Origin of the sequence: Streptomyces sp. NPDC090021, from assembly GCF_044748225.1 — a bacterium.
GTDB lineage: Bacteria > Actinomycetota > Actinomycetes > Streptomycetales > Streptomycetaceae > Streptomyces.
In genome coordinates this window covers 108130-122704 of the sequence record NZ_JBIVFO010000003.1, presented here as the reverse complement: position 1 = coordinate 122704, position 14575 = coordinate 108130, and the positions used below count along the sequence as shown (strand labels likewise).

At 71.6% G+C, this 14575-nt stretch carries 15 protein-coding genes; 4 read left to right on the top strand and 11 right to left on the bottom strand.

The genetic code is table 11. The annotated features are described in order from the left end of the window. Positions 1-41: 41 nt before the first annotated feature. The 3 genes from ACIPXC_RS02970 to ACIPXC_RS02960 form a co-directional block, all read right to left on the bottom strand. Positions 42-1745 (bottom strand): SulP family inorganic anion transporter, encoded by a 1704-nt coding sequence (locus ACIPXC_RS02970; protein WP_401612883.1) that lies wholly within the window; start codon positions 1743-1745, stop codon positions 42-44. An 85-nt stretch (positions 1746-1830) separates the two neighbouring features. Next, positions 1831-2301: a pyridoxamine 5'-phosphate oxidase family protein gene (locus ACIPXC_RS02965; protein ID WP_401612880.1), complete on the bottom strand. Its 471-nt coding sequence runs from the start codon at positions 2299-2301 to the stop codon at positions 1831-1833. 57 nt (positions 2302-2358) lie between these two features. Continuing rightward, positions 2359-2640 (bottom strand): SHOCT domain-containing protein, encoded by a 282-nt coding sequence (locus tag ACIPXC_RS02960; RefSeq protein WP_401612877.1) that lies wholly within the window; start codon positions 2638-2640, stop codon positions 2359-2361. 179 nt (positions 2641-2819) lie between these two features. On the opposite strand from ACIPXC_RS02960, the gene ACIPXC_RS02955 reads away from it, so the two are divergent. Further along, a complete protein-coding gene (locus ACIPXC_RS02955; RefSeq protein WP_401612874.1) occupies positions 2820-3284 on the top strand; it encodes a Crp/Fnr family transcriptional regulator in 465 nt (154 codons plus the stop codon). A gap of 25 nt (positions 3285-3309) precedes the next feature. Here ACIPXC_RS02955 and ACIPXC_RS02950 read toward each other — a convergent pair whose 3' ends face one another. The 5 genes from ACIPXC_RS02950 to ACIPXC_RS02930 all read right to left on the bottom strand — a co-directional run bounded on the left by ACIPXC_RS02950 (position 3310) and on the right by ACIPXC_RS02930 (position 9742). Then, entirely contained in the window at positions 3310-5058 is a 1749-nt protein-coding gene (locus tag ACIPXC_RS02950) for a GAF domain-containing protein (protein ID WP_401612871.1), read from the bottom strand. Between the two features lie 86 nt (positions 5059-5144). After that, positions 5145-5399, bottom strand: coding sequence for a DUF1918 domain-containing protein (locus ACIPXC_RS02945; protein ID WP_401612868.1), 255 nt, complete (start codon positions 5397-5399; stop codon positions 5145-5147). Then, positions 5396-7972, bottom strand: a complete 2577-nt coding sequence (locus ACIPXC_RS02940) for a cation-translocating P-type ATPase (protein WP_401612865.1) — start codon at positions 7970-7972, stop codon at positions 5396-5398. The genes ACIPXC_RS02945 and ACIPXC_RS02940 overlap by 4 nt, the downstream gene beginning before the upstream one ends. A gap of 7 nt (positions 7973-7979) precedes the next feature. Further along, positions 7980-8837 (bottom strand): universal stress protein, encoded by an 858-nt coding sequence (locus ACIPXC_RS02935; RefSeq protein WP_401612862.1) that lies wholly within the window; start codon positions 8835-8837, stop codon positions 7980-7982. Beyond that, positions 8834-9742, bottom strand: coding sequence for a universal stress protein (locus ACIPXC_RS02930; RefSeq protein WP_401612859.1), 909 nt, complete (start codon positions 9740-9742; stop codon positions 8834-8836). The genes ACIPXC_RS02935 and ACIPXC_RS02930 overlap by 4 nt, the downstream gene beginning before the upstream one ends. Before the next feature lie 265 nt (positions 9743-10007). Here ACIPXC_RS02930 and ACIPXC_RS02925 point away from each other — a divergent pair, with 265 nt between their 5' ends. The 3 genes from ACIPXC_RS02925 to ACIPXC_RS02915 all read left to right on the top strand — a co-directional run bounded on the left by ACIPXC_RS02925 (position 10008) and on the right by ACIPXC_RS02915 (position 12290). Then, complete coding sequence (locus ACIPXC_RS02925; RefSeq protein ID WP_401612856.1) at positions 10008-10676, top strand: CBS domain-containing protein; 669 nt, start codon at positions 10008-10010, stop codon at positions 10674-10676. Between the two features lie 31 nt (positions 10677-10707). Continuing rightward, positions 10708-11577 carry a universal stress protein gene (locus ACIPXC_RS02920; RefSeq protein ID WP_401612853.1) on the top strand — a complete coding sequence of 290 codons (870 nt, stop codon included), beginning with the start codon at positions 10708-10710 and terminating at the stop codon, positions 11575-11577. 116 nt (positions 11578-11693) lie between these two features. Continuing rightward, positions 11694-12290: a CBS domain-containing protein gene (locus tag ACIPXC_RS02915; RefSeq protein WP_401612850.1), complete on the top strand. Its 597-nt coding sequence runs from the start codon at positions 11694-11696 to the stop codon at positions 12288-12290. Positions 12291-12428: 138 nt separating this feature from the next. Here ACIPXC_RS02915 and ACIPXC_RS02910 read toward each other — a convergent pair whose 3' ends face one another. From ACIPXC_RS02910 to ACIPXC_RS02900, 3 genes are all read right to left on the bottom strand, one after another. Further along, a complete protein-coding gene (locus ACIPXC_RS02910) occupies positions 12429-13250 on the bottom strand; it encodes an ABC transporter permease subunit (protein WP_401612848.1) in 822 nt (273 codons plus the stop codon). After that, positions 13247-14164: an ABC transporter ATP-binding protein gene (locus ACIPXC_RS02905; RefSeq protein WP_401612845.1), complete on the bottom strand. Its 918-nt coding sequence runs from the start codon at positions 14162-14164 to the stop codon at positions 13247-13249. The genes ACIPXC_RS02910 and ACIPXC_RS02905 overlap by 4 nt, the downstream gene beginning before the upstream one ends. 90 nt (positions 14165-14254) lie before the next feature. Then, positions 14255-14560 carry a dsRBD fold-containing protein gene (locus tag ACIPXC_RS02900; protein WP_401612842.1) on the bottom strand — a complete coding sequence of 102 codons (306 nt, stop codon included), beginning with the start codon at positions 14558-14560 and terminating at the stop codon, positions 14255-14257. Positions 14561-14575: the final 15 nt, after the last annotated feature.

Below are 14575 nucleotides of genomic sequence, written 5' to 3'. Positions count from 1 at the left end.
GCGTGCGCGATCTCTTCGGCTGACCCGGAACGCCGGTACCGTCATCGCCCGGGATCATGTCCCGAGGCGTGTTGCCAGGCGCGATAGGCGGTGACGGCTGTGGGGAGGGTGGGATAGATCCTCTCCCGACCAACCGAAGCCGTCAGCCCGTAGGCGTCGAGGGGGACACGCAGATCCTGCTTGACGCGGGCCAGGGCGAACACGATGCCCCGTTGGACGAGCTCCGCGCGCAGGGCTTCGACGGCATCCAGGGCGGTGATGTCGACCTCGACGTTGGCCTCGGTGTTCAGGACGAACCAGTGGACCGGCTCGTCCTGGCTTTCGACCGCGGCCAGTGCCCGACGGCGGAAGTCCTCCGCGTTGGCGAAGAAGAGGGGTGAGTCGTAGCGGTAGACGAGGAGACCGGGGATGGTTCGCGCCTCCGGGTAGTCGTCGACATCGTGCATACCGGCCAGGCCTGCCACCGTGCCGAGGACCGCGTCGTGCGGGCGGGCGACCCTGGCGAGCAGTTCGATGACGGAGAGCGCCACCGCGACGACGACGCCGTACAGGATGCCGAGGGTCAGCACGCCGAGCGTGCAGCCCAGGGCGAGGAGGAGCTCACGCCGGCGGAAGGCCGCGAGTCGGCGGAACTCGCCCAGCTCCACCAGGCGCACGGCGGCGTAGACGACGATCGAGCCGAGGACCGCGGCCGGAGTATCGGCGAGCAGCGGGCCGAGAAACAGCAGGACGGCGACCACGCAGCCAGCCGCGACCAGGGAGTACCCCTGGGTACGGCCACCCGCCGAATCGGCGAGCGCCGTACGGCTGGCACTGCTGCTCACGGGGAAACCCTGCAGGAGACCGGCGCCCAGGTTGGCCGTACCGAGGCCCAGCAGTTCGCGGTTGGCGTCCAGCGGCCGGGGGTCGTCCCGGCGGGCGAAGGCCCGTGCGGTCAGGATGACGTCGGAGTATCCGACGAGCAGCACGCCCACCGCAGGGAGGACCAAGTGGGCGAAGTCCGACGGTGCGGGCAGCGCGAACCCGGGCAGCCCGGTGGGAACGGCACCGATGACCTCGATCCCATAGCGGCTGTCGAGGTCGAACACGGCCACCGCTGCCGTGGCCAGCACGAGGACGATCAGGGGGGTGGGCAGCGGCCGCCACAGGAGGGGCAGGGTGAACAACAGGGCGAGGCAGCCGGCGGCCAGAAACGCCGTGGGCAGCTGAGTCTCCGGCAGTTGACCCAGAAACACGAGTAGCTGGGGGAAGAAGCCCTCACCGCCACCGGTGGTTCCGACGAGCCGCGGCAGCTGATCCACGATCATGATGAAGGCGACTCCGCCCAGGTACCCGACGAGCACGGGTCTGGACAGAAGGTCGGCGAGGAAACCGAGCCGGACGGCCCACGCGACCAGACAGAGCAGACCCACGGTCAGGGCCAGGGCGGCTGCGAGTGCCGCGTACCGCGAGGGGTCACCAGCGGCCAGGGGGCCGACGGCAACTGCGGTCATCAGTGCGGTGGTCGACTCCGGTCCGACGGACAGCAGCCGGGAGGAACCGATGACTGCGTAGAGGACCAGGCCGGGCAGGGCGGCCCACAGGCCCGCGACCGGGGGAAGGCCGGCGACACCTGCGTAGGCCATGACCTGGGGCACGAGGTAGGCGGCGACGGTGGCACCGGCAAGCACGTCGCGGTTGAGCCAGGCCTTCCGGTACCCACGGAAGGCCGACGGCACCAAGGTGATGCGGCTGCGGCTCGACACAACACCTCCGGAGTCACTGGTGACATCTGCCGCACCATCGTGCCGTGTGGAGTTCCGCTCGGACGGCGAGCACGCGAGGGACACACTATGGATCACCGGCCCGAAGCCTGAAGCCGGTGATCACGCCCGGTCTGATCCGAACGGCACCCGATGACGGCGCGTCGGCCCAGGGCTTCAGGAGCTGTGCGTAGCGGTTCAGCTCGGTCGGATCGGTGACGGCGCTGGCGTAGCCGGTGGCCACCACGCTCCAGCCCAGACACGTGTCGGGGTCGATGGCGTCGGCCTCGTAGGCGACGACGACATCCGGGCTGTCCGGCGATGCGAGCAGGGCCGCCAGTGTCGAGCCGTCCTGGACGCGGACGATGACGTCCCCACGATCGAGGAGGTGGTTGACGGGGCGCACGGCGGGCAGGGCATCGCGGGTGAAGACGATGCGGCCCAGGCCGACGCTCGCGAGCAGTCGAAGCGCCTCCTGGGTGCCGAGTTCTTCCGCTCGCCTCCACGGCGCAGGGCGGGCAGGAGCGAGCGGGGCGGTGCGGACCGGCCGGTCCTCCATCGTCGGACCTCCTGCGTTCAGCGAGCGAGCCGCGGGCGCGGTCCCGCGGCGGACATCTCACCGCCCCTTTGGGCCTCGGGCGTTGCTGCGCAGCGCCGCGAGCCGGCGCTGGTACTCCTCGTCGTCGATCTCCCCCATGGCGAATCGTTCCGCCAACAGGCTCTCGGCCCTCTCGGACAGTGCGGCCCCACGGTCCGGAGCCACCCTGCTGTCCGTTTCGTGTCTGAAGGTTCGGATCATCAGGACGGCTGCCGCAAGGATCAGGGCCCAGATGATCAGCTGGGTGAAGGACATGGCGAACCATCCCCAGGCGCCCATGCCGTGGCCGTTCCAGTACATCTCACACCTGCCGGGTTCAGCGGGAACGGCGGCCGTGCTCAGGCCGTCTGCTGTCGAGGATCCCCGTTCCCGGCGCTCGCGGCATGGGCCGTTCGGCCCCTGCGGTGGCCCATAGGACCCCTGCCCCGGGCAGACCCGCTCCCCAAGACTGGAGGCGGAACCAAGCCAGGAGGCCGTTCATGAGTACGCCTTCTCCCATCCGCATCAATGCCGCGCTGTCGGCCGACTGCCGTTCTCGCTTGATGGAGCATGCCCACGAGGTCAACTTCGACGAGGGGACCCGCCTCTTCCGCGAGGGGGGCCGGGCGGACCGGTTCTGGATCGTCCGCTCGGGAACCGTCACCCTGGACGTCCACGTCCCTGGCCGGCGGGCCGCCGTCATCGAGACCCTCGGGGCCGGCGAGCTGGTCGGCTGCTCGTGGCTGTTCAAGCCCTACACGTGGCGCCTGGGCGCCGAGGCGATGACACCGGTCCGCGCCTACGAGTTCGACGCGCAGGGGGTCCGCGCCCTGATGGACGCCGATACGGCGTTCGGCTCGGCGCTCGGCCACTGGGTGGGGCAGGTCCTCGCCCATCGGCTGCAGGCTGCTCGGATCCGCCTGCTCGACCTGTACGCCCCCCATGGCAGTGGCAGTTTCCTCTGACACACGGGCCCGCGGGGCGGGCCTCTCAGCCGCCCGTGGCGGTCAAGCCGCTCGGCGAGGTCAGCGGCACCCACCACTCAAGACGGGTTCCCGCTCCACCGGGCGCCGCCGGGCTGACCTTCATGCCGCCGCCGAGCCTCTCGGCGCGCTCGGCGAGGTTCCGCAGCCCACTGCGTCGGCCGCCTTCGGGAAGGCCGACGCCGTTGTCGGTCACGGTGACGGTGAGTACACCGTCGGCTGCGGCGATCGAAGCCTCGGCGCGGGTGGCCCGGGCATGACGGGCGACATTCGTCAGAGCCTCTCCGACCACGGCCAGGACCGCGTCCGCCGCCTCGGGAGGTACGTCGGTGTCGATGAGTCCCTCCATGCGCAGTGCCGGGGCGAAACCAAGGGCCGTTGAGGCCGCCTCCACGGCCTGGACGGTGCGGGACCGGAGTTTGGGTGATCTGCCGAAGGCGTCGTGGTCACGGAGTCCGAAGATGGTCGAGCGGATGATCTTGATGGTGGCGTCGAGGTCGTCGACCGCTCGGGCGAGGCGTTCGGAGGCCTCGGGGTGGTCGACGAACCGCTGCGCGCTCTGCAGGGTCATGCCGGTGGCGAAGAGCCGCTGGATGGCGAGGTCGTGCAGGTCACGGGCGATGCGGTCATGGTCTTCGAGCATGCTCATCTGTTCGGCGTCACGGCGTCGCTCGGCCAGTTCGAGGGCCAGGGCGGCCTGGCCGGCGAAGCCGGGGAGGGCCGCGACCTCTGCGGTGGCGAAGGCGGGACGGCCACGGCGACGCGCCAGGATGAGGACCCCGCTGAGTTTCTCCTTGGTGCCGACGGTGACGGCGACGGCCGGGCCGAAGCCCGTCCACCTCTCCGGCTGGACAGTGACGCGCCGGTCGCTCTCGACATCCGCGACCGTGATCAGCCCGTCCCGCACCAGTGCGGCCTCGGCCAGGGTTCCGGCCGGACTGGGCAGGACGATTCCCCGGTGCGCTTCCGCCCCGTCTCCCGAGGCCATGGAACCGCGCAGCTCTCCCGATGGTCCGATCAGATAGAAGACGCCCACGTCGGCGCCGGTGATGTCCTGGGCGCGCTCCAGCATGCCCTCCAGGACCTCGTCCTGCGGGGTGCCGGAGAGCAGGGCGCTGGTGATGTCCGAGCCGGCGGCCAGCCAGCGCTCGCGTACGCGGACCTCCTCGAAGAGGCGGGCGTTCTCGATGGCGATGCCGGCGGCGACGGCGAGCGAGGACAGGACCGCCTCGTCCTCCTCGTCGAAGTCGAGGCCGCCGCGCTTCTCGGTGAGGTAGAGATTGCCGAAGACGTCCTCGCGCACGCGAATGGGGACCCCGAGGAAGGAGTGCATCGGGGGGTGGTGGGCCGGGAAGCCGTAGGAGGCCGGGTGCTCGGACAGCTCGGACAGTCGCAGCGGCTCCGGGTGCCTGATCAGCTCGCCGAGGATGCCGTGGCCGGAGGGCAGGTCGCCGATCCGGGCACGGAGGTCGTCCTCGATGCCGACAGGCAGGAACTCGGCCAGCTTCCGGTCGTCGCCGATGACGCCCAGTGCCCCGTACTCGGCGTCGACCAGGACGACGGCGGCCTCGACGATGCCGTGGAGGACCTGCGGCAGGTCCAGCTCGCGTCCCACCGACATGACGGCCTCCAGCAGGCCGTTCAGCCGGTCCCGAGTGCCCCGGACCTCGTCGATGCGCACCTGGAGCTCTTCGAGGAGCTCGTCCAGCCGCAGCCGGGGCACACCGCCCTGAGCAGGCCGGGCGTCCGCGCTCATGTCCACCTCCGGCCGACGGATTCGTTGGAGGGCCGTCACCTCCACGCTAATCCCGGAGGGCGCGGTTTTCCCTTCCGGCCGGGCCGCTATTGCTCCGAGGGGCGGGGCCTGCCCGACTCCTCGTGCAGATGCCGGACGTGCGCGTCCGGACCCGGGAAGAACACAGTGGTGCGGCCGGTGTCGGACCAGCGCACGTCGTAGGGCGGAGTGCCGTCCTCGTGGTGGAGGGCGATCACTTCACCGTCGCGGCCCGGTGTGCCGACGGCGGGGCCGCCTACGACGATCTGGTCGCCCACCTCGGCGTGCACGCCGGTTCCCGGTACGTACGTCTTCATGATCATGCCTTTCTGTGGAACGCGCCCCGGAGGATCCGGGCTGCGATGAACGCCCCGAGGCCGGCCGCGATGGCGAGCCCGGTACCGGACCAGCCCACGGGCTCGGTGTCCAGCAGGGACCGGAGCGCGGGCACGTACAGGGCGGCCACGGCCAGGAGCGCCGAGACCGCCACGGAGACCGGGAGGAAGAGGTTCTCCCGGGTGACCAGGCGGGCCCGCAGGCCCAGGGCCACGCCGAGCTGGGCCGTGAGCAGGGCCAGGAAGAGCACGCTCTGCCACGGCAGGTCCGTGCTGCGCGCTGCGACGCCGGCGGCGAGGCTCAACGTCGTCACGACCGCGGCGAGCACCAGGAGGCGTTGCCAGACGCCCGCGGCCAGGATGTGCTGCCCGGGCGGACGGGGCGGATGTCGCATGGCCTGCGGAGTGACGGGTTCGGCTCCCATGGCCACGCCTGTCAGCCCGTGGGTGAGGAGGTTGATCCACAGGATCTGCCCTGCCCGCAGCGGCAGGGCCAGGCCGAGCATCGGGCCCGCCAGCATCACCAGGATCTCGGCGGCTCCGCCCGCCATGGCGTAGACGAGGAAGCGCCGGATGTTGTCGTAGACGCGTCGCCCTTCCTCGACGGCCTTGACCACGGTGGACAACTCGTCGTCGGTGAGCACCAGGTCCGCCGCCTGCCGGGCCACCTCGGTTCCGCGGGCGCCCATGGCCACACCGATGTCCGCCTGATGGAGGGCAGGGCCGTCGTTGACCCCGTCCCCGGTCATGGCCGTCACGGCACCCCGGGCGCGCCACGCGCGGACGATGTCCAGCTTCTGCTGCGGATCGGTCCGCGCGAAGACCCGGACCGCCGTCAGGTCGCTGTCCGAGGCGGCGGCGAGTTCGGGCCCGGTGAGGACCTCACCGGCGGCTCCGTCCTCGACGAGACCGGTACGCAGGGCGATGGCGTGGGCCGTCGCCGGATGGTCGCCGGTGATCAGGACAGGGGTGATGCCCGCCGCGCGGCATGCCGCCAGGGTCGTGGCGGCCGACGCCTTGGGAGGGTCGCTGATCGCGACGAGCCCCAGGAGGCCCAGGCCGTGCTCGGCCTCGTGAGCCGGACGGTCCCACACGAGCCGCTCGGCGCCGGCCACGGCCAGCACCCGGAAACCCCGCGCGGCCAGGAGAGCGGCCTGGCGGCGCGCCTCTTCCAGGAGTTCCTGCGGCGCGTCGAGCACCGTGGCGCTCAGCACCGCCTCCGGCGCGCCTTTGAGGCAGATGAGGACGTTGCCGTCGGGCAGGTGGTGCAGTGTGGTCATCCGCTTGCGGAGACTGTCGAAGGGAGCCTCCGCGAACCGCGGACAGGCACGGTGCAGCGCGTCCTGGTCCGGGCAGCCCGCTCTGGCGGCCGCCGCCAGCAGGGCGGCCTCCATCGGATCACCCACGGCCGTCCACGTGTCCGAGCCGCCTCCCGGTGGTCGTAGGCCGGCGTCATTGCACAGGGCAGCCGTCGTCAGCAGTTCCTGGGACGGGCGGAGCCGGTCTGCCGCCAGGGGCTGACCCTCTCGGGTGAGGGTTCCCTGCGGTTCGTAGCCGCTGCCGGCCACGTCCACGGTGCCTGAGGGGGTCCACAGGTGCTGGACGACCATGCGGCCTTCGGTGAGGGTGCCCGTCTTGTCGGTGGCCAGGACGCTCACGGAGCCAAGGGTTTCCACGGCCGGCAGGCGGCGGACCAGAGCGTTGCGGGCCGCCATCCGGCGCGCTCCGAGCGCGAGGGCGAGGGTGACCACCGCGGGGAGCGACTCCGGCACCGCGGCGACGGCCAGGCTGATGGCGGTCACTGCCATCGTGCTCAACGGGAGGCCGCGTACCAGGCCCAGAGCGAAGAACAGCACGCACAGGGCGATGGTGACGACCGCCAGGATCCGGCCCAGTGAGGCGAGGCGGCGCTGGAGCGGGGTCAGGTCCCGGCCCGTGTCGAGGAGGGCCGCGATCCGCCCGAGGGCACTTGCCGACCCGGTGGCCGTCGCGGTGGCCGCCCCGCGGCCACGCACGACGACGGTGCCGGCACTGACCGTGCCGTCGGCGGTCTTCTCCACGGGCTCGGATTCGCCCGTGAGCATGGATTCGTCCACCAGGAGCGCGGACGCCTCGGTGAGGTCGGCGTCCGCGGCGACGATGTCCCCCTCCCCCAGCAGCAGGGTGTCGCCCGGCACCACCAGTCTGGCCGACAGCTCGTGCGGGGTGCCGTCACGCAGCACCCTCGCGTGCGGGGCGGAGAGGGCGGAGAGCGCGGCGACCGCGCGGTCGGCCCGGACCTCCTGTGCCACTCCGACGGTCGTGTTGAAGAGGACCACCAGGCCGATGACGATGGCGTCCGGGTGGTCGCCGATCGCGACGGTCAGCAGCATGGCCCCGAGGAGCACCATGATCAGCGGGTCGCGCAGTTGGGCCAGGACCCGTCGGTACAACGGCGTGGGCCGTGGAGGTGCCACTTCGTTGGTGCCGTACCGGGACAGGCGGAGTTCCGCTTCGGCCTGGCTGAGCCCCTGTCCCACCGGGGAACCGGCGGGACGCGCGGCGGTCGTCCGGATGGTCATGGCAGCTTCATTCGGTCGGTACGGTGATCACCGGGCAGTGCGCGCGATGCAGAAGACCGTGGACGACGGACCCGAGGCGCATACCGGTGTACCCGCCGCGGCCCCGGCGGCCCACCACCACGGCCAGGGCGTGCTCGGCCGCCCTCGCCAGTTCCTCGACCGGGTGGCCCGTCATGATCTCGTGGGTGACGTGTACGTCCGGGTACTTGTCCGACAGGCCTGCGGTGGCCTCGGACAGCAGGGCACGCTGAGCCTGCAGGGCCACTTCTTCGTCGTTCAGCATGAAGAGCGGCGGTTGCCACACACAGACGACTCGGAGTGCCGCTCCGCGCAGGTCGGCCTCGTCGAAGGCGAACGCCAGCGCGGCCGTGGCCGATGCGCTGCCGTCGAGGCCGACGACCAGGTACGGCGGCTGGTGGCTGATGTGTTCCGCGTCGCCCACGACGACGACCGGGCACCGGGCCTGGGCGCTGACGGGGACCACGGTGGAGCCCGCGCTGAAGAACTCCGCGGTGCGGCTCAGGCGCCGGGAGCCCAGCACGATCAGGCGGGCGCCTTCGGCCGCCGCGCCCAGGGCGGGGGCCGGGAACCCGTGCAGCAGGCTGCCCGTGACGTCGGCCTCGGGATGCCGGTCGCGTACCCAGTTGCACGCCTGCTCGAGTCGGTCGGCTCCCGCCTGTCGCAGGGCGAGGTGGCCGGGAGTGTCGTCGACGTGGTGTGTGTCGTGGTGGGGCGGTACCGCGAGTACCAGGCGCAGCGGGAGCCGTCGGCGGTGTCCCTCGTCGGCGGCCCAGGCGAGGGGCAGGTGCCAGTCCCTGTCCGGGTCGATCCCGACGACGATGTCGTGGCCGCGGTGGCCGGTCACGACCGGCTCCCGAAGTCGGTGCCCGTCCGGGGGATGAGCAGTACGGGGCAGTGCGCGTGGTGCAGGACGCTGTGCGTGGCCCGGCCCAGGCTGCGGGTCATCCCGAGGGCTCCGGGGGCCCGCCGGCCGCCCATGACGAGCAGGTCGGCGTGGCGGGACGCCTCGACCAGAACACCGGCCACGGAGACGCTCTTCTCGGCATCGGCCCGCACCTCCAGGTCGGGGAACTCCTCACGAACCGCGTCCGTGACGGCGCTCAGGGTCTCCGCGTGCGCCCCGGCGATCTCGTCGACACCGTCGAGCATGCTGACCACCAGGCCCACGGACTGAAGGATGTTCCAGACGTGCAGGAGCCGGAGTGATCCCTTGCGCAGTTGCGCCTCGCACGCGGCGTACCGGGCGTACAGGAGGTCGTGCTCGTCGCGGACGGCGGCGAGGACGGTACCGGTCTCCTCCGCGCCTTCGGTGCCGCGGACGACGATGACCGGGGTCATGGCGGCGGCGGCGACGTCGAGGCCGACCGAGCCGAGCATCAGCGAGTCGAATCCCCCGAGGCCGCGGTTGCCCACCACGACGGTGCCGTGCAGGGCACCGGCCCGGTGCAGGCTGCTGACGGCGTCGGACCGGCCGAGCTCCGTACTCACACGCAGACCGGGGTACTCGTCGGTGACGGCCTTCGCCGTTTCGTCGAGGAGTTCGCGGCCGTTGGCACGCACCCTTTCGAGGGTTTCCGCCGCGACGTACAGGGCTCGGCCGTCCGTGTCGGCCCCGTAGACGATGTGCAGGGGACGGTCGCGGCGTTGGGCCTCCGCCGCCGCCCACAGGGCGGCGGTGCGTGCCGAGTTCGATCCGTCGACGCCAACTACCACTGAGCTGGTGTCCGGGGTACGGAAGGCGCTTTCCACGATTCCTCCCAACCGAGAAGCCGATGAGGGACACATCTCACGCTGGCATCCCCGACAGGCCCGGGAGAGGGCCGCCCGGGACCGGGATCGGGGCCAAAGGTCCCCATCGTTTCCGCAGGCCGCCGCTCTGCCCGGTGGCCATGGACCGCCCGGCCCCGGGACGGGGCCCGTTCGGCCCTCGCTCGCGCACGGGCATCGGCGAAAGGGTGGGACGACAACCGACACCGGCACGGGCCCGAGCGGCACGGCGGAGATGGAGGGCCTGATGAAACACATCACGGTGGGTGAGCTGATGACCGGCAACGCCGTCTCCGTCACTGCGGACACGGCCTTCAAGGACGTCGCGAAGCTCCTGACGCGGTACGACATCTCCGGACTCCCCGTGCTGGACGACGAGGACCGCGTCGTGGGCGTTGTCTCGCAGACGGATCTCCTGGCCCGCACGGCCCGGGCCCCCGATCCGTCGGGGCAGGCCGGCACTGCGGCCGACCCGCTCACAGCGGGAAGCGTCATGTCCGATCCGGCGATCACCATCCGCGCCGAGGACACGGCCGCCGATGCCGCGCGGCTGATGACCCGTCGGGGCATCGAGCGGCTGCCCGTCGTGGACGAGGAGGACCGGCTGGTCGGCATCGTCACCCGCAGGGACCTGCTGCGCCTGTTCGTCCGCCCCGACTCCGAGATACGCGGACGGGTCGACGACGAGGTCCTCACCGGTGTGCTGGGCGTGCCCACCGGTGGGGTCGAAGTCCACGTGGTGGACGGCATCGTCACCCTGGAAGGCCGCGTCGAGCTCCGGAGCCAGCTCTCGGCACTCGTCAGCCTCGTCGAAAAGCTCGACGGGGTCGTCGCCGTGGCATCCCGTGTCACCGCGCGGACGGACGACTCACCGACCGCCCGGGCCGACCGACCACGCCAGGCCGCGCAGTGGTGAAGCGATCCTCCCTCAACAGGAAGTACACACCATGAACGATCACATCACCGTCGGCGTCGACGGCTCTCCCGAGAGCCGGGCAGCCGCGCGTTGGGCCGCACGGGAGGCCGTCCTGCGGCAGGTGCCGCTACGCCTCGTGCACGCCGTCGACTGGCCGCTGGACCCGGTGTTCCCGGGCGTGGGACGCCAGGACATGGACCGCTGGGCCGACCAGGCCCTTACGGACGCGACACGGGAACTGCACCGGCGCCATCCCCTGCTGGAGATCACCACCCGATGCCTGGCGGCGCGTCCGGCAGCGGCCCTTGCGGCCGAGGCCTCCGATGCCGCACTGCTGGTCCTGGGATCGCGGGGCCTGGGCGGGCTGGTCGGGTTCGTCGTCGGCTCGGTGGCGATGTCCACCCTGGTCGCCACGGACACGCCGGTCGTGCTGGTCCGGGTCGGCGACGACCCCGACGGACCGGGCACCGCAACCGGCTCCGAGGTGGTCGTGGGGGTCGACATCCACGCATCGTGCGACCGCGTGCTCACGTTCGCCTTCGAGGAGGCCGCCCGGCGCCGCTGCGCTCTGCGGGCCGTACACGGCTGGAAGATGCCGCCCGCCTACGCGTACGTCCCCTTCTTCGACCCGGACAACGAGCGGGACGTCGGCAGGAGCGTCACGCACATGCTCCAGGACATGTTGCTGCCCTGGCGCCACAAGTTCCCCGACGTGGATGTCAGCCACAGCGTGTCGATGGGCTCGGCAGGAGACCACCTCGTCCGCGCTTCGCAGGGCGCCGGGCTCGTCGTCGTGGGCCGCCACCTGCGCCGGTCCCCCCTCGGCGCACACCTGGGACCGGTCACCCACGCGGTCCTGCACCACGCGGCGGCCCCGGTGGCCGTCGTGGCCCATGAGTGAGGGGAGCGGGCGATGCAGCTCCGTGTGCGCACCGCTGACGACGTCATGACCGGCGGGTGACCATCGCCGTGGACGTACAGGCGGACTTCGGCCCTCCCGGGCTCCAGGGGCGGCCCATGAGACACCGCAGCGTCGGGGAGCTGATGACCCCCACCGCCGTCACGGTGCGGCCCACCACGGCTGTCAAGGAGATCGCCCGGCTCCTGAAGGAGTTCGACATCACCGCCGTTCCCGTCGTCGACGCATGGCGTCATCCGGTCGGTGTCGTATCGGAAGCCGACCTGCTCGACCGGCGGCCCGCCGGCGGGGCGGCAACGGCCGCCACGCTGATGACGAGCCCGGCGATTACCGCCCGCCCCGAGTGGAGTGTGGTGCGCGCAGCCCGCGTCATGCGGCGGCACCGGGTCAAACGGCTGCCCGTCACAGACGCCGAGGACCGTGTGATCGGAGTACTCAGCCGTAGCGATCTCATCCGGCTGTTCCTTCGCAGTGACCACGCCATCCAGGAGGAGATCATCGAGGACGTCCTCACCCGGACGCTCCGCATCGCACCCTCGACGATCACTGTCGCGGTCGAGGACGGTGTGGTGACGCTCAGCGGCGTACGGCCACGAGCCGAGCTGGTGCCGGTCGTCATCCGGCTCTGTCAGAGCGTCGACGGGGTCGTCGACGTGGACGACCGGCTGACCTGCGCCGAAGCGGCACACGACTGACTTCCCGAGCGGGGCCTCTCGGTCCCCGACGGGACCGCTCGGCCCTCCCCCCTCCCCCCCGACGGCGTCCGGCGGCAGAAGCCGGAACTACCCGGCCCGCCGCACAGGAGGTACGCCATGTGGAACCGGATCACGGTTTCACGGTGCGAGGTCGCGGTGTCGGAGCAGCAGATGGGCCGCGAGAAGGCCGATCGCGCCCGCCCCGACCAGAATGCCCAGCTGGGCCCAGAGCACGCCGCCTTGAGCGAGGGCGTCGCCCGGTGCGTAGTAGTGGAACGGGCTCACGAAGCGCAGGGGTGCGGCGGGCGACCAGGCCAGAGCGATGAAGTTGACGGCGAACCCGACCGCTCCGATCGCGATGGTCGCCCCGACCACCTGGGCCCGTCGTCGTCCCGCCGCCGACACGGCCATCGCCGGCCCGATCAGGCACAGAGCGAACCCCAGGCCCATGACCCCGGCGGCGAACACGCCGCCGATCGGCACGTCCCGGTGGATGCCCGGTGACAGGGCCACCCCCACCGCGACCGTGAGTGTGGCCGCCGCGTTGAGGGCGAGGGCCGCGAGCACCAGTGCGGCCGTCCGTTCCGCCAACAGCCGGTTGCGGCTGACCGGACGCACCATCACCAGCTCCACCGTTCCCGACTCCACGTCCGCCGCCACCGCGGCCGCCGCGAGCGAGCCGATCGCGGTGAGCTGCATGGCGATCCAGAACGGGTGGGTGAGGCCGGCGCCCAGCAGTCCCGGGTGGCTGGCGATGGAGACGTCGCCGCTGGACCCGCTGAACGCGCGGTACGCCGAGGGCGGCCCCTTGCCGCCGGACGAGAAGAGCTGCCCGGCAGGGATCGTGTTGGTGACGACCACGATCAGGGCCTCGAAGACGACCATCCCGACGATCAGGGCGAACAGCATCCTGCGCCGCCGGTACAAGGCGAGCCACAGCAACGGCCATCGTCGTCTCACGGCTGCTCCCCCGGCTCGTTGTCGCGGTAGAGGTCCAGGAACGCCTCGTCCAGTCCTGCCTCCTCCACCGTCACGTCGGCCACCGGCAGACCGAGCAGCCCCCGCAACGCGCCCACCACCTCGCTCGGCGGTACGAGAAGTTCCACGCGATCCTGCTCCCAGTGCGGGTTCCATCGCTCGGCATCACCCAGGGGCCGCGGTCCCAGGCCGTCCGCGAAGGCCAGCCGGATCCGCCGGGCTCGCGCTTCACGCAGGCCGGCCACGCTCTCGACCGTCACCAGCCGTCCGTCCCGTACGATCGCGACCCGCCCGCAGGTCCGCTGCACCTCCGGCAGGATGTGGCTCGACAGCAGAACGGTCCGGCCTGCTGTCGCGGCTTCCCTCAGCAAGGCGAAGAACGTCTCCTGGACCAGCGGGTCGAGCCCCTCGGTCGGCTCGTCGAGGACCACCAGCCGGGGGTCGTGCTGCAGCGCCTGCACCAGGCCGAGCTTCTGCTTCATGCCTCGCGAGTATCCGCCGACGGGGCGGGCGAGGACTTCGGGGGTCAGCCCCAGGCGTTCGCACAGCTCGCCGCGGCGCGGCACGGGCGCGCCCTGCAGGGCCGACAGCAGGTCGAGTGTCTCCGCGCCGGAGAGTTCGGGGTAGAGGCGCAGCTCGCCCGGCAGATAGCCGAGAAGGGGTGCGACTCGCAGGTGATCGGCCACCGGATCGAGGCCGAGCACCCGGACGCGCCCCCGGGTCGGCCGGAGAAGACCGATGAGGCACCGGAGCGTGGTGGTCTTCCCGGCGCCGTTCGGCCCGAGGAAGCCGAACACCTCGCCGGAGCGGACGCTGAGAGTCAGCCCGTCGACACCCACCACAGGCCCGTACCTCTTGGTCAGGCCGGTCAGCTCGATCGCAGGCCGGTCACCCATGCGTCCAGTCTGGGCCTGCCCGGCGGAACTCGCCTGATCGCCCGTGGACGTCACGGACGCCGCCCGGGGACTCGCCCGCTCCGGCCGCCGTCACCCGGCGCCTTCACCGTCCGTCCAGCCGCCGTAGGGCTTCAGGGAGTCGCGCTCGGAAGCGGTTCCGGCCCCGACCATGTCCCGGTGGGCCAGGCGCTTGAGCTGTCCTGCCAGGTTCTCCAGTGCACGTGCTGCGGCGAGTTCGTCGCCGATCTCGGGGATGTCCTTGTCGGTCGGGTTGCAGCGGGCGGTGCCGTGTCCCGTGAGGCGGCTGGTGCCGGTGTCGAGTTCGACGCGGACCTTGGTGGTGTGGTCCTCCTCGAAGAGGTAGACGTGGGTCTTCCATTCGGTCGTGTGCGGCATGGTGTTCCTCCATGG